Origin of the sequence: Providencia sp. PROV223 (assembly GCF_028479245.1) — a bacterium.
Classification (GTDB): domain Bacteria; phylum Pseudomonadota; class Gammaproteobacteria; order Enterobacterales; family Enterobacteriaceae; genus Providencia; species Providencia rettgeri.
Map to the genome: position 1 here is coordinate 248,672 of NZ_JAMPNG010000003.1, position 23,209 is coordinate 271,880.

The window sequence follows — 23,209 nt, forward strand, 5'->3', positions numbered from 1 at the left end:
ATTTAATTATTTATTATTATAAATAATCTCACCTTTTGGTTCATAATCTGCCGCTTTCAGCGGGGAATGTTTTTCAATATACCCTTTGAGCACTTCCGCATCGACAAAGCCGGTATTAACGTAGTTAGGATGGTTGTCAATTTTCGGGTAACCGTCACCACCAATCGCATTGAAATTCAACGTTGCCATACGATAAGTTTTGGCTGGGTCAACAGGCTTACCATCAATTTTGACATCACTAATCGTGCCATCTTTATTCAGCGTTAAGTTCACGTTGTAGAACTGGCCATACGCACCTGCATCCGGTTTCATATTCGCAACTGCGGTCAGGTATGGGATAACTTCATCCCCTTTGAAATCGACATAAACTAACTCATTAGCAAACGGCTGAACCTTGAGCACATCTTTATAAGTGATATCGCCACTTTCGATAGAGTCACGAACACCGCCGCCGCTCATAATCGCAAAATCAGCCCCTGCGCGTTCTTTTTGTGCGGCTAACAGAAGGTGCCCCATATTTGTTTGCACAAAACGCACTTTACTGCGATCACCTTCAAGTTTACCTTCAACTGAGCCCACTTTAACACTCAATTGCTTGTCACCTTTTTCTTGATAAGGTGTCAATAATTTCATCATGTCAGGGTTATGAGCAATTTCTTGCGTATAATAAACACGCTCGCTAGTCCCATCTTCTTTTGTCACTTTTTTCTTCAAGTTAATTGGGATTAACTGGTAGTGTTTCAGCGTAAACTTGCCATTTTTAAATTCAAAATCTGCACGACCAACATATTTACCCCATTCATGGGCTTGCACAATCCAAGTTCCATTTTGGTTATCTGGCGCACACGGTGTACCTGGTACATAATCCTCTTGTTTGTAGTTTTTCTTTTCTTGAGACATACAAACAGGGTCTTGTGAGTGACCACCCACTATCATATCTAAATAGCCAGCAGGTAAGCTGCGCGCCATTTCTACATCGCCCGGAGCATTTGAACCATGATTACCATCATCATAGTGCCCCATATGAGTTGCTGCGATGATAATGTCTGGTTTTTCTGTTGCGCGAAGCTCTTCAACCACTTTTTTGGCTTCGTCCGCAGGCACACGGAATTCGACATCAGGGAAATTGGCAGGGTTACCGATACGCACTGTGTCGTCGGTTGTCAGCCCCATAACAGCAATTTTCACACCTTGTTTATCAAAGATTTGGTAAGGTTTGAAAAGGCGTTTACCTGTGCTGCTTTGATAAATATTGGCAGATAAAAACGGAAAAGTTGCCCATTTTTCTTGCTGACGCAACGTCTCAAGTGGGTTATCAAACTCGTGGTTCCCTAATGCCATTGCATCGTAACCGACTAAGTTCATTCCTTTAAAATCGGGTTCTGCATCTTGTAAATCAGACTCTGGTACACCGGTATTAATATCACCACCAGAGAGCAGTAAAACACTGCCGCCTTGTTTAGCGACTTCGTCACGAATTTCATCAACTACCGTTTTTTGCGCCGCTAAACCATATTCACCATGGTCGTTATGCCAGAAGTGGCCGTGATGGTCATTGGTATGCAAAATGGTAATATTGTATGTTTTGTCTTTTTCCCACGCATTTGCCATAGTTGCGGGTATTAACGCTAACGATACCGTTAATGCGCATGCCTTAAATGCAAACTTCATACATTTCTCCCTGCTGGTATAGGAATTTTTATACAGTCATATTAGATTATAGTTTGTCACTACCTGCTGTCTTATAGCATAAAAATATGAGCAGGATTTGATACCTATTGCAGAATAAGAAATTCGTTTCATAAAAATGAGATCGCCATCAAATAATTTACGAACACTAGTTATTCACGTGATTTATTTATTTATTTAAATAAATTGTATTTCAGTTATATTGATAACAATTATGTAACACATAAAGTTGATAATGACATGAGTGAGCAAACCACAACACCTAACAACCCAAGCCCGTCAAAGCCATTAAATAAAACAGGGAAAACGGTCTTTAGTATCCTAACCGCGATCAGTGTCTCTCATTTACTTAATGATATGATCCAGTCACTAATCTTAGCGATTTATCCTTTATTACAATCTGATTTTTCACTGAGTTTTGCCCAAATCGGGATGATAACTCTTACTTATCAGATTACTGCATCACTGTTACAACCAATTATTGGCTACTATACGGACAAACATCCACAACCTTATTCCTTGCCAATAGGAATGAGCTTCACGCTAACGGGGCTAATCTTGTTAGCGATGGCAGAAACTTTCCCGACCATATTACTTGCAGCCGCATTGGTTGGAACCGGTTCTTCTGTCTTCCATCCTGAATCTTCTCGTGTGGCGCGTATGGCTTCAGGCGGTCGTCATGGTCTGGCGCAATCCTTTTTCCAAGTCGGTGGTAACTTAGGTGCCTCCCTTGGGCCACTACTTGCAGCACTGATTATTGAACCATACGGAAAAGGCAACATTGGTTGGTTCTCGCTTGCAGCCCTGCTTGCGATTGTTATTTTATTGCAAGTTAGCAGCTGGTACAAACAACAACACCGCGCTGCAAGTAAGAAACCACTCAATTCAGGGAATGTTAAAGTCTTACCACGAAAGACAATTATTGGCTCTTTGGCGGTACTGTTAATTCTGATTTTTTCAAAATACTTTTATTTGGCGAGCATCAGCAGCTATTACACCTTTTATTTGATCGATAAGTTCGGTGTTTCTGTGCAAAATGCGCAAATTCATTTGTTTGTTTTCTTATTTGCCGTAGCCGCTGGTACTATGATTGGCGGGCCAATAGGCGACAAAATAGGGCGTAAATACGTTATTTGGTTCTCAATCCTTGGAGTTGCACCATTTACCTTAATTTTACCCTATGCATCCCTCTATTGGACTGGGGTACTTACCGTCATCATTGGTATGATTTTAGCCTCTGCCTTTTCGGCTATTTTAGTCTACGCACAAGAGCTGATCCCCGGTAAAACCGGCATGGTATCAGGGTTGTTCTTTGGATTAGCATTCGGTATGGGAGGTGTTGGTGCGGCAGTTTTAGGCCATATCGCAGACCAGACCAGTATTGAACAAGTTTATCATTATTGTGCTTTCTTACCATTACTTGGGATTTTTACAGTATTGCTACCAAATATTGGTAACAAATAGATTTATTTTCTTATTTTACCCATACTTACCTAAAAATAAGTATGGGTCTTTCCTTCCATAATCTCGATAAATTTCAGATAAAAATCTCACAAACATAAAGCTTGTAACGATTTAGCTCCTTTAACCTGCATTTTTTTTAAAAACATTTCATTTTTTTAAGGAAATTTATCTCAAAAAAAGTTAGAATATAAAAACATGCAATTTGCATTTTAAAATGAAGGCCTCATTTTAAAAGTCAACGGCATGTACCCACCTTTCTATTTTTATACTAACCAGAGGAGACTAAATGGAGCATTCAACGCCCTTAATCACAACCATTGTTGGTGGTCTCGCCCTTGCATATTTGTTAGGTATGATCGCACAGCGATTAAAAATTTCCCCTTTAGTTGGCTATCTTGCAGCCGGTGTCCTAGCAGGCCCATTTACCCCTGGGTTTGTTGCTGATGCAGCACTGGCACCTGAACTTGCTGAAATCGGTGTTATCTTACTGATGTTTGGGGTAGGCCTACATTTCTCATTAAAAGATTTACTTGCTGTTAAAGCCATCGCCATTCCCGGAGCTATTGCTCAAATCGCAGTAGCAACCTTACTGGGCCTTGGCCTGTCGATGTTATTTGGCTGGGGAATATTTACAGGCGTTGTATTTGGCCTATGTTTATCAACTGCCAGTACCGTCGTATTACTTCGTGCATTAGAAGAACGTCAATTGATTGAAAGTCAGCGTGGGCAAATTGCTATAGGCTGGCTGATTGTTGAAGACTTAGCGATGGTCTTAACACTCGTTCTACTGCCTGCGGCGGCAGCTATCATGAACACGGATGATGCCAGCTTCAGTGAGCTCGCATTAGGCCTTGCATGGACAATTGGTAAAGTTGTTCTATTCATATTTATTATGATTGTCGTGGGCCGTAAAGTAATCCCATGGATTTTATCGCGTACCGCATCAACAGGTTCTCGTGAGCTATTCACTCTTGCTGTTCTCGCACTCGCATTAGGCATTGCCTATGCTGCTGTGGCTATTTTTGATGCTTCATTTGCCCTTGGTGCGTTCTTCGCAGGAATGGTATTAAATGAGTCTGAACTCAGCCATCGCGCCGCACAAGACACTCTGCCACTACGTGATGCCTTTGCCGTACTGTTCTTTGTATCAGTTGGGATGCTGTTCGACCCAGTCGTATTAATTGAGCAGCCTCTGGGAATTTTAGCCGTTCTCGCCATTATCATTATTGGTAAATCCGCAGCTGCCTTGGTACTTGTTAGGATGTTTGGCCATTCACGACGAACCGCATTAACTATTTCAGTTAGTCTTGCGCAAATTGGTGAATTTGCCTTTATCTTAGCCGGAATGGGGTTAACCCTAGGTGTCATGGATAAAGACGCGCAAAACTTGGTGTTAGCGGGTGCAATTGTCTCTATTATGCTGAACCCTGTGTTATTTAGCTTATTAGATAAGTACCTTGAGAAAACCGAAACTATCGAAGAGCAACTGCTGGAAGAGACTCTGGAAGAGGAAACCCAAGTTCCTGTCGATATCTGCGGCCACGCCATCATCGTTGGTTACGGCCGAGTAGGTGGCATGCTTGCAGACAAACTGCGTAGAAGGGAAATTCCGGTTGTCGTTGTTGAAGATACCCGCTCTCGGTTTGAAGAACTTGCTGAAAATGGCTTTAGCGCAATCTTAGGTAATGGCGCCAATAGAGAAATTATTAGCCTTGCCCGTATTGAATGCGCCAAAACATTGCTCTTAACTATCCCTAATGGTTATGAAGCCGGTGAAATTGTCGCAACCGCGAAAGAAATGAACCCAGATGTCACTGTGATTGTTCGTGCCCATTATGATGATGAAGTCAGCTTTATTAAAGAACGAGGAGCAGACCATATCATTATAGGTGAACATGAAATTGCAAAATCCATGGCGACACTCATGTGCAATGATGTGGAAGAGTTCGGTTGTTCTATCGATGATATGATTGATGGTGACAATGATAAAAAAGGTGAAGGCAAAAGTTTAGATGATTATCTAAAACCCGCTCATTAACCTCTATTTCCATTAATAAAAAAAGGAAGCCATTGCTTCCTTTTTTATTACATTGAAATTTATACGCTTATTATTTCTATCCACTCTAGATAGTTTATCTTCGGTTTTTACTTTCCCTCATCGTTCACTCTAAATAGTGAGCGATAAACTCATCCCCAGTCCAAACTGGCAGCCCTTGGTCTTTAAAAAACTGAATTTCAGCTGCAACACCACCGCTTTTTTCCCAGCCAGGTAATGTCAGCACAATTAAACCATCACACCGCTTTAGAAATTCCATATCAATAGAAGACCATGCGACTTTTTGTCCTTGTGAGGCTAAGTATTGGTTAATTGGATGGGTCATTGTGATTTGGCTATAGGTAGCGATACCTTTAAGCGCCAGTTCTGCTGCAAATTTAGTGCATTCAGCAAAGCGCATTTCTACAACATTGCTATCGGGGTCTGAATAAGGGCAAGCAATAAAATAAAGGCTCATAATCTTTCCTAGGTGTTGTTAATTTTCGATGAACATTTTTTAGTTAAAGCAACCCCATGAAAAATAATTAATTATTTTCCACAGGGAGTGTTTAATTTATAGAATTAAAACTTATTCAACGTCCGCAACAATAATTTTCGTTTTAGGATGTTTTTTACTTTCAGGTAATTTAAATTCTTTGCTGGTTGTCACTAAATAATCAATATTGTCCCAACTTGTCACAAAATTAATCGCATGTTTATTCGCTTTCGTGCCATCCGCTAACACCATTAATTTATCGCTGTTTTCCATCATCTTTTGTGCGATTGCCGCTTCGTCGACGTGCTGATCCATCACGCCATGCAATGCGTGTATCGCCCCTGCCCCAATGACTGCATAATCAGCAAAAAACTCAGCAATATTTTTTAGTGCAATAGCCCCTAAGCACGCATTTTGCGCTGCGTTAAATTGCCCTCCAATCAAAATCGTTTCGATAGTTGAGTTTTCTTGTAACGTATTTGCCAATAACGGCGAATTTGTAATAACGGTTAAGTTATCAATCAATTTGATTCTTTGGCTAAATTCAAAGGTGGTTGTGCCAAAATCAATAAACAATGTGTCTCCAGGTTTAATCAGCTCAGCCGCTTTCGCCGCAATCGCTTTTTTCTCATCAACCGCGGCTTGTGCTCTTTCCGTAAAATTACGCTCAAATTTTGATTGAATATTGACAGCCCCACCATGGACTTTTTTCAGTAACTTCTGTGTTTCAAGCTTACTAAGGTCACGACGGATGGTTTCTTGCGCGACATTAAAATGTTTAGCAAGCTCCTGTACGTAAACCTGCCCTTGAGTAGAAAGCAGCTCAATGATGGTTTGATGACGTACTTTTGAGGAACGTCCCTCACACATAGTTTAATCCTTCTTAACCATTTAACTTTCCAGCACTATACAACAGTGATACTAATTTCAGTAGCTTCCTGCTGTATTTTTGTTAAATCAATGTTTTTCAGTAAAATACGTCGTGTTGGTAAACAGCGATGGCGTTTTTCATATAACAGGGTATCCCCTGCCATAACACGAATAGTTCCGTTCACTGGCTGTTCAACTTTGATATTAAAATCAATTTGTCGCACTGATAAATTATCCATATCAATACACGCTGGAACACTAAAACAAATTTTCTCATTAACTTGTACAGGAATACGCTGGGTAACTTTGACATGTTGTTGGTGATGATTTGCTAATAAATCGTCTGCAATATATCCGCCAGTTATAAGACCTTCTTGGTAACATTGGTCACCCATATCGGCTGGATGCAACATATTGCCAGCGGCATAGTAGCGAGTATCAGAGCAACGCCCATATTGGTCTGTTACCGGTTTTCCTGTCGCCGCATCAAAGCTCAAATGGCTTTTACGGATTAGCGTATTTTCACCCACAAATTGCCCCGTAAAAATGACCGAATCACACATGATTTTGTGGCTTTTACCTTCTGTTTCAACAACCACATATTCCACGCGATCTAAGCCACCAATTTCAGTAATTTTACTATTTAAATAAACGGGGGTTCCCATCGCTTTAGCAAATAAAGTCGCGGGTTTAAAAGCTAAAATCCGATCACCACTTTCAATCATCGCTTGGGCTTTAACGCCTGCATTTTTTAGTGTCCATAGTGCAGAAAAACTCACTAATTCACTGCCTACAATCACGGGATTACGGCAAGGCTTCTTGCCATTTAAATAAACAAATTGCTGTAATGCCCCTGCGGTTAAAATTCCTTGTGGCCGCAAGCCTGAAACTAAGCGCGGATGGCGAGGTGTTTCTCTTACCCCTGTCGCTATCAAAACCCGTTTAGCTTGCATTTCAACAAGACCTTCTGGTGTTGAAACGGTTAATTTCCCATTAGGTTGTAACGCAGTCACCGTGCTACGAGTAAAAATCGGTGTGTTTCCCAGTTGATTGACAATTTTTTCAGCAAATTGGTTGCCTTTCATAGGCCGTTTAAAAGCTAAAATGCCAAAAGTTGGGTGCTGGCAGTGGCGTGGAACGCCACCAGCATGGGCTTCACGCTCAATGATGGCGATATTTTGTATACCACGACGACGTAGTGCCTGTGCCGCAGCGACACCTGTAGGGCCCGAGCCAATGATAATAACATCATAATTTACACTCATTTTACGGCCTCCACTGCCAATGTGTGGTCGAAGCGACCATTAATAATTTCAGCCACCTGACTACTACAATAAAACCCATTACAACGCCCCATCATCACTCGCGTTCTGCGGCGTAAAGCCCCTAAACACTCTGGAGGAATATCCGAATCAAATGCGGCTTCAATCTCCCGCTGGGTCACTAATTCACAATGGCAGACAATACCGCCATTGCTTTTGCATTGGTAATCCCGTTGATGATATTCAGAAATCATTGGCATAGTTGGCCAAATCAGTACTTCTGGTGGTGATAGCTCAAAAAGCGGTGTGAAATTCTCTTGGTACAATTTACCAAGATAGCTTGCCACCCCTAAGGCTGAAGTTAAACCTGTGGAACGAATTCCCCCTGCACATATCCACTGTTTTTCTGGATAGTCATTAATGCGGTAATATTTTTCTTCTGTAGCAGGGCGTAACCCCGCATAGGTTGCGGTCACACTGTAATTGTGCAATGAAGGTAACATGCGAGAACCTTGGGCAATTAAGTCCTCAAGCACTTCTTGTTTTACCTCTGCTTTCCAGCGGTCATCTTGTTCTTCCGCTGTAGGGCCAAGCAAGAGGTTGCCGAAGATGGTTTTCGATAGCAATACACCTTTTGTGATAGCAGTCGGCACTGGTAGGATAATCGCATTGATATCCGCTGCTGCCGCTTTGTCATAAACAAGAAATTGCCCTTTACGTGGCTTTATTTGGAACGGTGATGGGTGGCAAATTGATTCGACAATATCCCCATTAATTCCTGCACAGTTAATGACTAAACGGGCAGAAAACTCACCTTTTGATGTGGTTAAATGCCATAGTCCATCATGGAGTGTTCCACCATTAACCTCACAATGAAAGTGGTACTCAGCCCCATGCTTCACTGCTTGGGTTAAATACGAAAGTGGCGTACTCCATGGGTCAATAACCGCTTCACCTGGCACAGAAACAGCTGCAAGTGCCCCTGGTGCTAAATGGGGTTCTCTGCGATATAGCTCTTCTTTATCAATAATTGCCACATCTAATACGTTGTTAGTATGTGCTTGTTCTACTATCGCCGGTAATTTACTGAGTTGCTCATCATTCCATGCAACCACTAATGCCCCCGTTTCAAGAAGAGGTAAATTCATTTTTTCTCTGATTGCAATGAATTCACGATACCCTTCTTGCATGCACTCAAGTTCTAGACTCCCTGGTGTGGCGTCAAAACCTGTGTGTAATAGCGCACTATTTGCCTTACTTGCTCCCGAAAGGATGTCACCTCCACGTTCAAGTAACAACGTGTTGGCACCCATCAGCGTGAATTTACGTGTCACAGCACAGCCAATGACACCACCGCCGATGACAATGACATCCCAAATTTTTTTATTATTAATATCCATGGCTGAGATCCTTAACTTAAAACTTGCACACATAAAACCACATAATTCCCACAATCACAATAATTAAAACAACACAAAGCACAGCAACAACCAAAAACTTACTCACATTGTTACTTTATTGTGATTTTTGTCACATTAGTGAAACTTACTGTGAGTTTTTTGTGGATTTTATTTCCGATTAAACGATAGTAAGCAAAAAAACAGACCTATTTACAACATTTATAACACTGGGAATACTGTGATGCTCAATCAACGTTATGCGGCTATCGATCAGGGAACAACGGGAACCCGGGTCGTTGTCTTTGAAGAAGGCGGCCATTACCACTCCCCTATGAGTATTCCTCATAAACAAATCACGCTGAATAGTGGTTGGGTTGAACATGACCCAGAGGAAATACTGGCAAACATCATTAAATGCTTACATAGCTGCGAAGTCGTTGATGCTATTGGGCTTTGTCACCAAGGTGAAAGCATTGTCGCATGGGATGCGGATAGCAAGCGCCCTTTATACAACGCAATTGTTTGGCAAGACTTACGGACAGAAAAAACCATCTCAATGCTCAAGGAAGCAGGGTTAGAGCCGCTGGTACAGTCTAAATCAGGCTTACCTCTCGACCCTTATTTTTCCGCCAGCAAAATGGGCTGGATTATTAACAATGTTGTCGGTGCGAAAACATTAGCGGATAAAAATAAATTACGCATCGGTACGATGGATGCTTTTTTTCTCGACCGGTTATGTGGCGTATTCGTCACCGACTATAACTCGGCATCTCGAACTTCATTACTCAATATTCATACGCTAGAGTGGGATCAAGAACTATGTGACATTTTTGGTGTTCCCATCCATTGCTTGCCGCCTATTAAAGATAACATTGGTGACTTTGGCGCTATCAACCTCGATGGGCACCTCACCCCAGTCACCGCCATTATCGTTGACCAATTTGCTGGCACATTCGGCCATGGCTGCCGTGAAAAAGGTGATGCCAAAATCACCTTCGGTACCGGCGCGTTCTTGCAAGCACTAACTGGCACTGATATTCCACAAACTCATGACAGCGGTTTATTGCCCACACTCTGTTGGAAGTTTCCCAATCAACCTCCTGTATTTGGTTTAGATGGCGGCGTCTACAACGCAGCATCTGCCATCAATTGGGCTCGTAAAATCGGTTTATTTGACTCATTCGATGAACTCGGGGATTTCAGAGCTGAATCCGCTATTAAACGCGGCCTAGCCTTTGTCCCTGCATTATCCGGTTTAGGATGTCCATATTGGGATCGCAGTGCTGCAGGCCTTTGGGCGGGTCTTTCATTAGATACCGACAAAAAAGACATGATGCAATCGGTTTTGGAAGGCATAGCCGCACGTTCCGCTGAAGTTATTTTTGCAATGGAAAAAATTTCACCACTAGGCCAGTCAATCTCAGTCGATGGAGGGCTCTCTTCAAATCAATATTTTAAGCAATTTTTAGCCAATTTATTACAAAAAAACATTGAAGCACCAGCAAACCGTGAAGTAACTGCACTAGGCGCCGCCTTGTTAGCTCGCAAAGGTCTCGGGATCACTCATGAAATGGCGGTAAGACGCAATGCAACTGTGACACATCCTGATGGAACGAATATGCAAGGTGTGATGGAACAATATCGCGACATCATTGCCCGTTCTCGCCAATTAAGACACTAAAATAATAAAAGGAAACCCTACCATGGCTGAATTCGGAAATTACATTATTTATTTAATTATGTGTGGCGCCATTATTGGTGCTGTCGCATCCATTGTTAGACCCGCCAGCGAGCTTGGAAAAGAGTTTGTTAATGGGATCTTTTCTATTGGTCCCGTATTTCTCGCTCAAGCCGGGATCATGGCTGCTGTTCCGCTACTCTCGCAATTAATCTCTTACATTCTTGGACCCGTCTTTTCCTCTGTCGGCTCAGACGTTTCTATTGCAGCCTTATCGATTATTGCCGTTGATATGGGCGGCTACCAACTTGCCGATGCACTAACGACTAATCGAGATATGTGGATCACCGCAATGTTGATCGGTTATACCTCTGGAGCCACTATTGTTTACCTGATCCCTGTAGGGTTAACAATGTTAAATCGTAAAGATCATAAATACCTTGCACTTGGTGCGATGGCAGGGTTGATCTCCATACCATTTGGTGTATTGGCTTCGCTGCTGTTAATTACCTTCAATAATATTCCTGTAAGGGACATTATTTCTACGAACTCACCAGCGGCACATCAATTAACCTTAGATTTCTTTACCATGTTGCAATACCTGATGCCGTTGTTTGTATTCTGTTTTTTATTAGCCGCAGGGCTAAAATATCGCCCGATGTTAATGGTAACGGGCTTCCTGATTTTTGGTAAAATTATGGATGCATTCGTCAAATTAGTCTTAGCATTTTCCATTGTTGAACACTTTACTGGTGTATTCACCAAAGTTTTCGGCGCATGGGGCTTTGACCCACTGTTTGCTGACCAAAATGAACTATTCCGTGCCATCGAAATTGCGGGTTATATCGGTATCATGTTAGCGGGCACATTCCCCATTTGTTATCTGTTCCAACGCTACTGCAAGCCTTTAGTCCGTGCATTAAGTAACCGTTTAAAACTGAGTGATACAGGTTCTTTAGGTTTTATTATGGTTATGGCAAACATTATCGCTACTTATCACTTATTCAAAGAAATGCGAGCGAGGGATAAGGTATTATGTGTGGCATTTGGTGTTTGCGCACAAGCGACCATCGGTGATCATCTTGCCTTCACGGCCAACTTCCAACCTACTCTCGTTTTACCTATTTTACTGGGCAAACTAGTAGGCGGCTTCTTAGCGGTATTTATTGCGATTAAAATCTCAGTACCACAGGCGATGCGTTATGAAGCTGAAGATGCAAAAGCAGCTGAAATAGTTAAAGAAGAAAGTGAGCTCACTGTTGCTAAACAACATTAATTAGCATTAACCATACTTATATATTTAAAAATAATTAGCTGTATGCCAAATATGAATACTCATAAAGTAGCATACAGCTTTTATTTATTAGTCTGAAATTAACTCAAACTCTCATCCATTATTAATATTACACTCACCATATGGATATCTATATTAGTCATCATTAAGCATTACATTATTTATAGATATATAATTTGAAGGTAAAAAAATCACCTTAATTAATAAGATTTAGCGACAACAATTCATCAGAATAATTGTTCGAAAAAAAGCACCTTAATAACAATTATATTGAAGTGCCTTAAAATTGACATCATTAATTCAAATGAGAATTATTTCGCTTTAACGTTCCCAATAAGACTCTTCTAAACTATCTTCTTTTTCAGGTAAGCCACGACTCAAACGAGGTGAATGCTGAGTTAATACTTGATAACTCACACGGTTAGCATATTTGCATACTTGAGCTAAAGAGGAATATGTTAAGTATTGGCGTTCATGTTTACTGGAATTCGGTACATTTGAACGATGGTAAGAATTGGCAGTAATATCGTGAAGTAATGCCGATAACGCCCCATCTCCCGCCCCATTCGTGTTCATTATTTTTTCAGGCCCGCCCATATAAGGCTCAATATGAGAGAAAATACGTAATGGAACTTGGCAATCTTGTTGGCGCATTGCTCGGCTAAATTCATATAAGTTAAATTCTGCAATCGCACCCGGTAATAGTGGGTGCTGCGTCGAACGTTTATAAGCGTCTTCGGTGTAGCCGGCCATATATAGGCCTGATGGGCCCGCTGTACATAAAACTAAATCGACCCAGTCTAATGCCATATTAGAGGCGAGTAATGGGTCACTCAGCCCTGTCAGTTCCTGCGCTTCGTCCTCATTCATTGCAACGACTGAAATATGTTCCGCTAAGAAATCACGCCAGAATTGAGGGTCTTGAGCGATGACAAATTTTGTTCCAAGCGTCAACACAACGGGAACATTGTGCTTTTTCGCATACGCAATAGCCTGCATAGTCGCATCAGGCATGGTTTCTCCGGGTTTACAACGGACTAAATAAGCGGTTAAAACCAATGCAGAAGCCCCCGCAATAATATCCTCTGGAATACTATTTGGGTGCAAGCGATTCATATGGCCAGGGCTGATAGCAAAAGTTCGCTCGCCATTTTCAGTGATCAAGGTAAAACAGCGCCCAATAGGCCCATCCACACCTTGTAGAAAATTTAAATCCATGCGGCTTGAGGTATGGCACAGGTAGCGATATGCATAGCTACCAATTTGGATGTTATTACACATTGTGCCCAATAAAACAGACCTGTCATCCGCTAATACCGAATAATTGTGCAAGGTATTGCCAATCGTTCCACCTGCAAATTCATGAGTAATCAATGCATTATCTGTGAGCTCTTTATACAAAGCTTCGGCGGCATCATCTTCAATAACCAGTGAATGCCCCTTACTCAACTGGTAGCGCTGAATAAAGTCGTCATCCACTTTCGCTTCAATATCGACTAATGTTTGGTCGATACCAACGATATAGGACTTACAATTCTCATCATCTGCCAAGGTTTCTTTTAAAGGCTGTAATAAAGGATCTCTGAGACTAACAGGAAAATAGTGTTTTGATTTGCGCTGACCGGGGAATTTCATAATTAGAAGATTAACAATGGAACATCGCCCTATTCTAACACGATAAAATAAAGCCAGCACCTGCAAAGAAGGCACTGGCTTCATTGTTTGTCATTTGGCGGTAATTTTACTGATTTTGATATTTATAATCGCGATAAAGCTCCCGACTTAACACAAATGCACAGCTCAAAATTAAACCTAATATGGCGCTCAACGCAACAATTAACGCTGATTTAGGCGAATCTTTATGCAATGGTAAGTCTGGCGTTAAAATAAATTTAACTGGCGTAAAATCTAACTCTTTACTGGTTAACTCTTGTAAATCATCAATATAAATCTTACGGTTTTGTAGGTTTTCGCTCATCAATGCTAAATCACGATTTTGAGTTTCAATCAGTAATTTTTTCTCTAAAGCTTCAGTCCCTAACGCAATAGGGTAATCAGGGTCATCATTGATAGCAACAGATTCGCTGGCGATCGGTTTTTCAATTCCAGCGGCTTTTGCAATATCAACAGCTCGTTTAAGCCTTTCAACCTTAACATCGTATTCAGTTTGAATTTTGCTGACTTCGCGTTTTAGTGACTCACTGGCATAAATAAGTTTCTCTGAAATCATATTATCGATTTCAACTTTTAGCTGTTGCCTTACTTTCGATGCACTATAACGAATATAGCCTTCAAGTAAATCTTGGGCTTCAGTTGGCAACGGAGCAGTGAAGCTTAAAACAATATCATTTGAAGTACTGTTTTTTTCTTTTGACAGATCTTGAATTTTAATATCATTCGAAATGATTGAATTTACTAGCCTTTGCTGAGCGATAACATCATCTTTTGGGTCAATTTTCTCTGCAAGGTTATGATAATACTCAGTACTTCTCACATAACTTTCTTGATTAACTTTCGAACGATATTGGTCAATAAACGCAGTAAAAACACGTTGAGCACTTAGATCAACAGGAACATCTAATACATCCAATTGCGCTTTAAATGCATTAACTTCTTTGAGCTCTTCAGATGCGGGGGGAATAACAATAGCAGTACTGCTCCATTTTTGAGGTAATAGTTTAACAACACCAACACTCACCGCAATACAAACAATCGTAAATATAAGAATCAAAAATTTATGTTTTAACAAAATGGAAAACAAGGCCATTAAATCAATCTCATCGTTTTGTTGTATATGAAATTGATGAGCAGAAGACGGCTTCTGCTCTATATTACCTTGTGGGGGCTGCTTATTGCTCATATTAATTCCAAAAGACATAACAATTATTCAATCATTTATAATTTCAGATAAGTGATTATAGTCCATAATGAGCCTATTGATATATCGATAAGCAAACTTTTCTTCATTAATTTGCTGAATTAGTTATTTTAGTACATCTTGAATTATTGAATTAATCATATGAATGCTATTTGGATTATCATTTAAAGCCGGTATGTAATTATATTTATCACCACCACTACTCATAAAAAATTCTTTATTTTGTTCGCTAATTTCTTCTAATGTTTCTAGGCAATCAACTGAAAACCCTGGACAAATGACCTGAACGGATTTTACGCCTTGGGAGGGTAATTCATGCATAGTTTTATCCATGTAAGGCATCAACCAAGGCTCACGTCCAAAACGTGACTGATAGGTGAGCATGACTTTATCGCTTGGGTAATTCAACGCCTCACGGAGTGCCTCTGCCGTTTTTTCGCACTCTTGCTGGTAAATATCACCTGTATCGCAATAACGCTGTGGAATGCCATGGAACGACAATATTAGCCTATCGGGTTCACCATGCAGGGCAAAGCTTGCTTCTATCGAGGCCACTAAAGCTTGAATATAAGCAGGATGTGTCGCATAGCTACGAATGAATTGCACGCTTGGAATGGTACGTCTACTTTCAAACGCTCGGGTTAATGCATCATAAACCGCTGCAGTTGTCGTGCAGGAATACTGTGGATACAGTGGAAGAACCACTAAGTCGGTAACACCTTGGTCTAGCAAACTATCTACCGCACTTTTAATTGAAGGCGAACCATAGCTCATACCTATCTCTACAGCAATATTAGGCAATAACTCTGCTAACTTTTGTTTTTGACGCAAAGAATAAACCAGTAATGGTGAGCCACCTTCTAACCAAATAGACTTATATAACTTCGCCACTTTAGAAGAGCGAAGAGGTAAAATCGCCCCATGTAAAATCGGCTTCCAAATCAAGCGCGGTACATCAATAACGCGTTTATCACTAAGAAATTCGGCTAAATAGCGTTTCACTGCTGAGGTTGTTGGGGCATCAGGGGTTCCTAAGTTTGCTAACAAAATGCCGTATTTTTTTTCTGACATGAAACAACTCCTAATTGATAATTATTCCCAACTTTAGCACAGTTAATTAACGATTTTTGTCACCAAGTGGTATAAAAAAGAAAGGCAGCGATCATCGCTGCCTCCATATAATACCTTATACTTAAAATAATTCGAATTGCAGTTACAATTACTGCAACACAAAGCATAGTTAGTACAAATATTAACCTAAAATTTTCGCCAGTTCTTCACTAACTTCAGACACTTTACGTGTACCATCTAATTTGAAGTACTTGGTGTTCCCTTGTTTAGCTTCATTTTGGTAATACGCAATTAAAGGTGCAGTTAATGCATGATATTCAACCAGACGCTTACGTACGGTGTCTTCTTGGTCATCTTTACGGATGGTTAGTTCTTCACCTGTTACATCGTCTTTGCCTTCAACCTTTGGTGGGTTAAAGTTGATGTGATAAACACGGCCTGATGGTGCATGTACACGACGGCCAATAATACGCTCAACAATGATTTCGTCTGGTACATCAAACTCCAGTACATTATCAACAGTGATGCCCGCTTCTTTCATCGCATCCGCTTGTGGGATTGTACGAGGGAACCCATCCAACAAGAAGCCATTGCGGCAGTCATCTTGTTTGATACGCTCTTTAACTAATGCGATAACTAATTCATCAGTAACTAATTTACCGTTATCCATCAGCTCTTTAGCTTGTAAGCCGAGTTCGCTCCCTGATTTAACAGCGGCACGTAACATGTCACCTGTTGAAATTTGAGGGATCCCAAACTTTTCCATAATAAATTGAGCTTGAGTGCCCTTACCAGCGCCTGGAGCGCCAAGCAGAATGATACGCATTGCGTAAACCCCTTGCTATTTAGATTTTTATAATTTGAAAAGAAAACAAGCTACCATACCATTAGCATGCTGCTTTACTCAAGAACACACGTAAACGATTTCGCATTTATCTTTTTTCGCAAAAGAAAAAAACCACGCTAAAGCACAAGCAAAAGCGTGGTTTATGCTCAATATCGAAAATATCAAATTAAATTACTTTAAAAGTAATTCATTGATTTTACGTATAAATAGGTTTGGATCTTCCAATGTGCCACGTTCGGCTAACAATGCTTGATCCAACAAGACATCCACCCAATCAGCAAACACGGATTCATCTGACACTTCTGCAGCTTTTTTCACCAATGGATGCGTTGGGTTCAATTCGAAGTTATATTTTACTTCTGGTGCGGCTTGCCCGGCTGCTGCAAACAGTTTCGCCATTTGTGTACTCATTTCATCCACGTCTGTTGTGACAATGGCAGGCGTATCCGTTAAGCGATGCGTGAGTTTAACGTCTTTAACGCGCTCACCAAGGAATGACTTAACACGTTCAACAAATGGCTCTAATTGCTTATCCGCTTCCTCTTGTTCCGCTTTGTTTTCATCCGCTAGCTTATCTAATGACTCGTCTGCTTTACTTACGGATTGGAACTGTTTACCGTCGAATTCAGACAGATAGTTCATCATCCATTCGTCAATACGGTCAGATAACAGCAAGACTTCAATACCTTTTTTACGGAATAACTCAAGGTGTGGGCTACCTTTTGCCGCTGCATAGCTGTCTGCAGTGATATAGTAAATTTTATCTTGGCCTTCAACCATGCGGCTAACATACTCTTCTAGAGAGACGTTCTGTACACTGCTATCGGTATGAGTCGTCGCAAAACGCAGAAGTTTAGCAATAGTTTCGCTATTTGCCATATCCTCTGCAGGACCTTCTTTCATCACTAAACCAAATTGTTGCCAGAAAGTTTGGTATTTTTCTGCATCAGACTTGGCCAGTTTTTCCAACATTTGCAGAACACGTTTGGTTAATGCGCTGCGTAAACTACGAGTTAATGCGCTATCTTGCAGTATTTCCCGCGAAACGTTCAACGGTAAATCATTGGAATCCAGCACCCCACGAATAAAGCGCAGGTAATTCGGCATGAACTGTTCCGCGTCATCCATAATAAATACGCGTTGAACATAGAGTTTCAAACCATGCTGTTGGTCACGATTCCATAGATCAAACGGGGCTTTAGACGGCACATACAGCAAGCTAGTATATTCTTGCTTACCTTCTACGCGGTTATGTGTCCATGTCAGCGGGTCTGCATAGTCATGGGAGATATGTTTATAGAATTCTGCGTATTCTTCGTCTGAAATTTCAGATTTACTGCGAGTCCATAATGCTTTCGCTTGGTTAATTTTTTCCCAAGTTACCGTACCGTCTTCTTCATTTTTTTCTTCGATTTCAACGGGTAAAGCAATATGATCAGAATATTTGCTAATCACTGAGCGTAGGCGCCAGCTATCGAGATATTCTTTTTCATCATCACGTAAATGCAAGGTAATTTCAGTGCCGCGCTCCGCTTTTTCAATATCAGCGATGGTATATTCACCTTCACCAGCAGATTCCCAGAACACACCTTCATCGGCAGGAGCACCCGCCGCACGACTACGTACCGTCACTTTATCGGCCACTATAAATGCGGAATAGAAGCCGACACCAAATTGACCAATCATTTGGCTGTCTTTGACTTGGTCGCTACCTAATGACTCTAAAAATGCTTTCGTGCCTGATTTTGCGATAGTTCCAAGGTTTTCAATCACCTCTTCACGACTCATACCGATACCGTTATCACTGATGGTCAATGTACCTTGGTCTTTATCGGCACTAATACGCACACGCAACTCACCATCGTTTTCATACAATTCTGGTTTAGATAATGCTCGAAAACGCAGTTTATCTGCTGCATCTGATGCGTTGGAGATCAATTCACGTAAGAAAATCTCTTTATTCGAATAAAGAGAGTGGATCATTAATTGGAGGAGTTGTTTAACTTCTGATTGGAAACCACGCGTTTCCTGTCCTTTCATACTCATTAATCGCCTCTATTTCATCAATCTAATTGGATAGGTTTGACTTATCGATGCAGATTAGTTGGGGGCGAAAAACAGAAATTCAAGCGAAAGGGATAAAAAATTTAGCAGACCAAACTCAAAAGCCAATGATTAGAAAGAAAATAATAACAACCGCAATCATTTTAAAGGTAGTTAATGAAAGGAATAATTTTACTCATCTCCAATCATATCCTCTAAATAATTTGTGCTGTAGTTAGGCGTCAAATACGTTAATCCCTAGGAGCATACTAGTATGAGAACCAAGTCACCGAGCCCAGCCCCCTACGGCTCAAATTAGTAACTGAATTCTGTAGGGGGATTTTAGAAAAACGAAATCAATATCATCCTCTAAATAATTTGTGCTGTAGCTAGGCGTCAAATACGTTAATCCCTAGGAGCATACACCAGTATGTGACTAGGGTTAACGCATGAAGACAACAACGCTACAGTGCAAAGTATGACGAGGATATCAAAGTTTAAGGCGGCCGGAGAGCGAATGAGACAACGTCGTACTATCGACTAACTCTAACTCCCCACCCACTGGCACACCGTGCGCAATTCGGCTCGCCGCCACCCCATATTGAGCACACATTTGCCCAATATAGTTTGCCGTCGCTTCTCCTTCAACCGTTGGATTGGTTGCTAAAATCACTTCAGTGATAGTCTCGGACGCCAAACGCTCTTCGAGTCTATCAAGGCCGATATCCATTGGGCCGATTCCATCAAGTGGGGACAAATGCCCCATAAGGACAAAATAACGCCCGGAAAATTGCCCGGTTTGTTCTATTGCATAGATATCTGCTGGACTTTCAACAATACAAATCAAACCATTTTGTTGACGACGTGGGTTATCGCAAATATTACAGATATCTTGTTCTGTAAATGTTCTGCAATCACGGCAATGACCTATTTCAGACATGGCTCGAGTGAGCGATTGCGCTAAACGCATTCCCCCACTTCGGTCACGCTGTAAAAGATGAAAAGCCATTCGCTGCGCTGACTTGGGGCCAACCCCCGGGAGACAGCGCAGAGCTTCCATCAACGATTCAAGAAGCGGACTTGTTTGCATTAGAATGGCATCTTAAAGCCTGGTGGTAATTGCATACCACTAGAAACACTCGCCATTTTTTCTTTTTGAGTTTCTTCGATACGACGTGCAGCATCATTAAATGCCGCTGCAATCAAATCTTCTAACATTTCTTTGTCGTCTTCGAGCAAGCTAGGGTCAATCTCAACACGGCGGCAGTTATGTGAGCCATTAATCGTCACTTTAACTAACCCTGCACCAGATTCGCCTGTAGCTTCTAGTTGAGCGATTTCTTCCTGAACTTTTTGCATTTTATCTTGCATTTGTTGGGCCTGTTTCATCAGGTTACCCAATCCACCTTTACCAAACATAGTTATCTCTCACAACTGAGGCTACAGCTTAATAATGAGACTGTAGCGTTAAACGGGGCGAATACTCTCTTCATCTAATTGCGCATCAAACATTGAGCGCAGTTTTTGAATCGTTTTATCCGCAATAATAGACTGGCGCGCTTGTGCCAGTTTTTCTTCATAAATCGCCTGTCGCCATTCTAACGGGGTTTTCACCTCGCTATTATCATCATGAACGATTTTCAGTTCAACAGTACGACCATATTGTTCACTCAGAGCTTCTTCCAACACTTTGTGGGCCGATGGTTTATCGAGGTGCTTCTGAGCTGAGCGCAAATGTAAAATAATTTGCGAATCACTTAATTCTTCTATATATGAATTCAAAGCTAATTGTTCAACCAGTTTGGGAATATTTAATTTTGCGATTTTCCCTGACCAGCTATCCCGAATTCGCCCTTCTTCAATAATTTTAACGGCTAATTCAGGCGTTTTTTCATATTCCAACGCCTCTTTGATTCCGCTTGGCGTTGTTACCGCTTCTTTTGGAGCCATCGACTCTTCATTTTGCGGTTTCCACTGGTACTGCTTTGGTTTTTGTGGTTTTGCTGCCTGAGCCGCTCTATTTTCCACATTTTGTTGATGTTTGCTGGTCACGGCGGCCAGCCTTTCCAGTGCTGATGCCGCCGGCTTAGCCCTTTCAGGCATCACCGGTTTAGCCTTTTTTGGGCTAGGATCCTCACTTTGGGGAGATTGTAACGCCTGCCTCGCCTTCAATAACTGTAATGTTGGGCTATTGTCTGGCAGATTTTCCGCTCGCACTTGTGTCGGAGGCACCCTTTGCGACATATTTGATGCCGCAGACGGTGCTGATTGAACAGCGGCTTGCGGGATAACCTGTGGCGGAGCTTCAATTTCAGCAATCACATTTTTAGGATGAAAAGCTAATGCACGTAATAGTGCCATTTCAACCCCCATACGCCGCTCAGGGGCATAGGGAAGTTCTTTTCTTCCGACTAATAACGTTTGGTAAAACAATTGGAGATCTGCAGGGGAAATTACCCTTGCAACCTGCCGTAACCGCCCCTCTGTCGAAGATGGGTCTGTTTCTTGCTCAGCTGGAAGCAGTTGGATCATTGCGATACGGTGTAATTGCGACAGAATTTCCACCAGCAAGTTTTCCCAATCTGCACCGCGACTAGCAGCTTGCTCTACCTGTTCCATCACCGCCATGCTATCGGCACGTACTAGTGCTTCAATAATGGCTAATGGCTGTTCGTCATCAAGAGTTCCTAGCATTTGGCTAACGATATCAGCCGTGACTTTCCCTTGCCCCATCGCAATGGCTTGGTCAGTTAAGCTTAATGCATCACGCAAACTGCCATCCGCTGCTCTTGCTATCAACTGACGAGCACGTTGATCATGTTCAATATTTTCTGCATTCAGGATGAGTTCAAGTTGCTCACTGATTTGCGTGACATCTAACGCTTTTAGATGGAACTGCAAGCAGCGGGACAAAATGGTCACAGGGAGTTTTTGCGGATCAGTCGTCGCCAACAAAAACTTCACATGTTCAGGTGGTTCTTCAAGCGTTTTTAATAACGCATTAAAACTATGACGAGACAACATGTGTACTTCGTCAATTAAATAAACTTTGAAGCGCCCACGTGCTGGCGCGTATTGGACATTGTCTAATAATTCACGAGTGTCTTCGACTTTAGTACGAGAGGCTGCGTCAATTTCAATTAAATCGACAAATCGCCCTTGCTCTATTTCAAGGCAGTTGGCACATTGCCCACAAGGCGATGCAGTTATCCCTGTTTCGCAATTAAGGCCTTTGGCAAACAGGCGAGCAATCGTCGTTTTTCCTACGCCACGTGTACCGGAGAAAAGATAGGCATGATGAAGCCGCTGATGCGTTAGCCCATTAGCGAGTGCAGTCAAAACGTGCTGTTGACCAACAACGTCTGAAAATTTTTTGGGGCGCCACTTACGGGCAAGTACCTGATAGCTCATGGATTCCACTGTCATTTAACATGGTACGTGAATATATATAATCATAGTACCATGCTACCACAGCCTCAACCTATACAGCGAGGCTGTGATAAAAATAGAGGGAAAATAAAGATTAGTGGCCTGGGAACTCAACAAGGCTATATGAAGAAACACCTTCTTTTTGTAGACGCTCAACACCGCCAAGATCAGGTAAGCTGATGATAAACGCAGCTTCAACAACATTAGCACCAAGCTGTTTGATCATTTTCACCGTTGCTTCCACTGTACCACCTGTCGCGAGTAGATCATCAACAACTAAGACGTTATCGTCAGGGTTGATGCTGTCTTTATGGATTTCAAGTGTATCCGTACCATATTCAAGGTCGTAAGTCATACTTAATACTTCACGTGGTAATTTCCCTTTTTTACGTACAGGGACAAAACCTACGCCTAAACGTAATGCGACTGGAGCACCGAATAGAAAACCACGTGCTTCAGTTCCTACAATTTTAGTGACGCCTTTATTTTGATAATGTTCGACTAACATATCAATTGTTGCTTGGTATGCAGCAGGGTTATTTAATAAAGTGGTAATGTCACGAAAAATCACACCTTCGATTGGATAATCTTGGATAGATGCGATACTTTCTTTAATCAATTGCAGTTGTTGCTCTTTAGCGGTCATAATAAAAGCCATGTAGTAAACACGAAAGTGTAGAATCTATGTAAAGTACCATAAAAATGCAATAAGAAGCCGTCAATTTGGCATCAGTTTTGTTGCTGAATATCAAT

At 41.5% G+C, this 23,209-nt stretch carries 18 protein-coding genes; 4 read left to right on the plus strand and 14 right to left on the minus strand.

Annotation, left to right across the window (positions count from 1 at the left end):
- Positions 1-6 precede the first annotated feature (6 nt).
- On the minus strand, positions 7-1,671 hold the full coding sequence (gene ushA / locus PR767_RS06100; RefSeq protein ID WP_004913593.1) for a bifunctional UDP-sugar hydrolase/5'-nucleotidase UshA: 1,665 nt from the start codon (positions 1,669-1,671) through the stop codon (positions 7-9).
- Positions 1,672-1,929: 258 nt separating this feature from the next.
- Here ushA and PR767_RS06105 point away from each other — a divergent pair, with 258 nt between their 5' ends.
- Both PR767_RS06105 and ybaL read left to right on the plus strand, forming a co-directional pair.
- Complete coding sequence (locus tag PR767_RS06105) at positions 1,930-3,153, plus strand: MFS transporter (protein WP_004913594.1); 1,224 nt, start codon at positions 1,930-1,932, stop codon at positions 3,151-3,153.
- 286 nt (positions 3,154-3,439) lie between these two features.
- A complete protein-coding gene (gene ybaL, locus PR767_RS06110; protein WP_004913598.1) occupies positions 3,440-5,191 on the plus strand; it encodes a YbaL family putative K(+) efflux transporter in 1,752 nt (583 codons plus the stop codon).
- A gap of 124 nt (positions 5,192-5,315) precedes the next feature.
- Here ybaL and PR767_RS06115 read toward each other — a convergent pair whose 3' ends face one another.
- The 4 genes from PR767_RS06115 to PR767_RS06130 all read right to left on the minus strand — a co-directional run bounded on the left by PR767_RS06115 (position 5,316) and on the right by PR767_RS06130 (position 9,216).
- Positions 5,316-5,666, minus strand: a complete 351-nt coding sequence (locus tag PR767_RS06115; RefSeq protein ID WP_004913600.1) for a DUF1937 family protein — start codon at positions 5,664-5,666, stop codon at positions 5,316-5,318.
- Positions 5,667-5,777: 111 nt separating this feature from the next.
- Positions 5,778-6,554: a DeoR/GlpR family DNA-binding transcription regulator gene (locus PR767_RS06120; RefSeq protein ID WP_004913603.1), complete on the minus strand. Its 777-nt coding sequence runs from the start codon at positions 6,552-6,554 to the stop codon at positions 5,778-5,780.
- 35 nt (positions 6,555-6,589) lie between these two features.
- Positions 6,590-7,819 carry an NAD(P)/FAD-dependent oxidoreductase gene (locus PR767_RS06125; protein WP_272520017.1) on the minus strand — a complete coding sequence of 410 codons (1,230 nt, stop codon included), beginning with the start codon at positions 7,817-7,819 and terminating at the stop codon, positions 6,590-6,592.
- A complete protein-coding gene (locus tag PR767_RS06130) occupies positions 7,816-9,216 on the minus strand; it encodes an NAD(P)/FAD-dependent oxidoreductase (RefSeq protein WP_109912066.1) in 1,401 nt (466 codons plus the stop codon). Before PR767_RS06130 ends, PR767_RS06125 begins: the two co-directional genes overlap by 4 nt.
- A gap of 241 nt (positions 9,217-9,457) precedes the next feature.
- Here PR767_RS06130 and PR767_RS06135 point away from each other — a divergent pair, with 241 nt between their 5' ends.
- Together PR767_RS06135 and eutH are read left to right on the plus strand one after the other, a co-directional pair.
- Positions 9,458-10,897 (plus strand): FGGY family carbohydrate kinase, encoded by a 1,440-nt coding sequence (locus PR767_RS06135; protein WP_110732206.1) that lies wholly within the window; start codon positions 9,458-9,460, stop codon positions 10,895-10,897.
- A gap of 22 nt (positions 10,898-10,919) precedes the next feature.
- The gene (gene eutH, locus PR767_RS06140; protein WP_110732207.1) at positions 10,920-12,170 is read left to right on the plus strand and encodes an ethanolamine utilization protein EutH; all 1,251 of its coding nucleotides are present in this window, start codon (positions 10,920-10,922) and stop codon (positions 12,168-12,170) included.
- Between the two features lie 339 nt (positions 12,171-12,509).
- Here eutH and PR767_RS06145 read toward each other — a convergent pair whose 3' ends face one another.
- The 9 genes from PR767_RS06145 to apt all read right to left on the minus strand — a co-directional run bounded on the left by PR767_RS06145 (position 12,510) and on the right by apt (position 23,102).
- Positions 12,510-13,823 (minus strand): inosine/guanosine kinase, encoded by a 1,314-nt coding sequence (locus PR767_RS06145; RefSeq protein WP_272520024.1) that lies wholly within the window; start codon positions 13,821-13,823, stop codon positions 12,510-12,512.
- A gap of 106 nt (positions 13,824-13,929) precedes the next feature.
- On the minus strand, positions 13,930-15,048 hold the full coding sequence (wzz(fepE), locus tag PR767_RS06150; RefSeq protein ID WP_004913617.1) for an LPS O-antigen length regulator Wzz(fepE): 1,119 nt from the start codon (positions 15,046-15,048) through the stop codon (positions 13,930-13,932).
- Between the two features lie 123 nt (positions 15,049-15,171).
- Positions 15,172-16,137 (minus strand): ferrochelatase, encoded by a 966-nt coding sequence (gene hemH / locus PR767_RS06155; protein ID WP_004913620.1) that lies wholly within the window; start codon positions 16,135-16,137, stop codon positions 15,172-15,174.
- Positions 16,138-16,318: 181 nt separating this feature from the next.
- Positions 16,319-16,963: an adenylate kinase gene (adk, locus tag PR767_RS06160; protein WP_004913624.1), complete on the minus strand. Its 645-nt coding sequence runs from the start codon at positions 16,961-16,963 to the stop codon at positions 16,319-16,321.
- A 192-nt stretch (positions 16,964-17,155) separates the two neighbouring features.
- Positions 17,156-19,024: a molecular chaperone HtpG gene (htpG, locus tag PR767_RS06165; RefSeq protein ID WP_196718841.1), complete on the minus strand. Its 1,869-nt coding sequence runs from the start codon at positions 19,022-19,024 to the stop codon at positions 17,156-17,158.
- Positions 19,025-19,517: 493 nt separating this feature from the next.
- Positions 19,518-20,117 (minus strand): recombination mediator RecR, encoded by a 600-nt coding sequence (gene recR / locus PR767_RS06170; RefSeq protein WP_004913633.1) that lies wholly within the window; start codon positions 20,115-20,117, stop codon positions 19,518-19,520.
- Complete coding sequence (locus PR767_RS06175; protein WP_004260403.1) at positions 20,117-20,446, minus strand: YbaB/EbfC family nucleoid-associated protein; 330 nt, start codon at positions 20,444-20,446, stop codon at positions 20,117-20,119. Before PR767_RS06175 ends, recR begins: the two co-directional genes overlap by 1 nt.
- 48 nt (positions 20,447-20,494) lie before the next feature.
- Positions 20,495-22,438, minus strand: coding sequence for a DNA polymerase III subunit gamma/tau (dnaX, locus tag PR767_RS06180; protein WP_272520018.1), 1,944 nt, complete (start codon positions 22,436-22,438; stop codon positions 20,495-20,497).
- Positions 22,439-22,550: 112 nt separating this feature from the next.
- Complete coding sequence (gene apt / locus PR767_RS06185) at positions 22,551-23,102, minus strand: adenine phosphoribosyltransferase (protein WP_004913642.1); 552 nt, start codon at positions 23,100-23,102, stop codon at positions 22,551-22,553.
- Positions 23,103-23,209 lie beyond the last annotated feature (107 nt).

Bases quoted from the DNA above. Each gene is read 5' to 3' on its own strand.
- ushA (WP_004913593.1), bottom strand. From the start codon at position 1,671: ATGAAGTTTGCATTTAAGGCATGCGCATTAACGGTATCGTTAGCGTTA.
- PR767_RS06105 (WP_004913594.1), top strand. From the start codon at position 1,930: ATGAGTGAGCAAACCACAACACCTAACAACCCAAGCCCGTCAAAGCCA.
- ybaL (WP_004913598.1), top strand. From the start codon at position 3,440: ATGGAGCATTCAACGCCCTTAATCACAACCATTGTTGGTGGTCTCGCC.
- PR767_RS06115 (WP_004913600.1), bottom strand. From the start codon at position 5,666: ATGAGCCTTTATTTTATTGCTTGCCCTTATTCAGACCCCGATAGCAAT.
- PR767_RS06120 (WP_004913603.1), bottom strand. From the start codon at position 6,554: ATGTGTGAGGGACGTTCCTCAAAAGTACGTCATCAAACCATCATTGAG.
- PR767_RS06125 (WP_272520017.1), bottom strand. From the start codon at position 7,819: ATGAGTGTAAATTATGATGTTATTATCATTGGCTCGGGCCCTACAGGT.
- PR767_RS06130 (WP_109912066.1), bottom strand. From the start codon at position 9,216: ATGGATATTAATAATAAAAAAATTTGGGATGTCATTGTCATCGGCGGT.
- PR767_RS06135 (WP_110732206.1), top strand. From the start codon at position 9,458: ATGCTCAATCAACGTTATGCGGCTATCGATCAGGGAACAACGGGAACC.
- eutH (WP_110732207.1), top strand. From the start codon at position 10,920: ATGGCTGAATTCGGAAATTACATTATTTATTTAATTATGTGTGGCGCC.
- PR767_RS06145 (WP_272520024.1), bottom strand. From the start codon at position 13,823: ATGAAATTCCCCGGTCAGCGCAAATCAAAACACTATTTTCCTGTTAGT.
- hemH (WP_004913620.1), bottom strand. From the start codon at position 16,137: ATGTCAGAAAAAAAATACGGCATTTTGTTAGCAAACTTAGGAACCCCT.
- adk (WP_004913624.1), bottom strand. From the start codon at position 16,963: ATGCGTATCATTCTGCTTGGCGCTCCAGGCGCTGGTAAGGGCACTCAA.
- htpG (WP_196718841.1), bottom strand. From the start codon at position 19,024: ATGAAAGGACAGGAAACGCGTGGTTTCCAATCAGAAGTTAAACAACTC.
- recR (WP_004913633.1), bottom strand. From the start codon at position 20,117: ATGCAAACAAGTCCGCTTCTTGAATCGTTGATGGAAGCTCTGCGCTGT.
- PR767_RS06175 (WP_004260403.1), bottom strand. From the start codon at position 20,446: ATGTTTGGTAAAGGTGGATTGGGTAACCTGATGAAACAGGCCCAACAA.
- dnaX (WP_272520018.1), bottom strand. From the start codon at position 22,438: ATGAGCTATCAGGTACTTGCCCGTAAGTGGCGCCCCAAAAAATTTTCA.
- apt (WP_004913642.1), bottom strand. From the start codon at position 23,102: ATGACCGCTAAAGAGCAACAACTGCAATTGATTAAAGAAAGTATCGCA.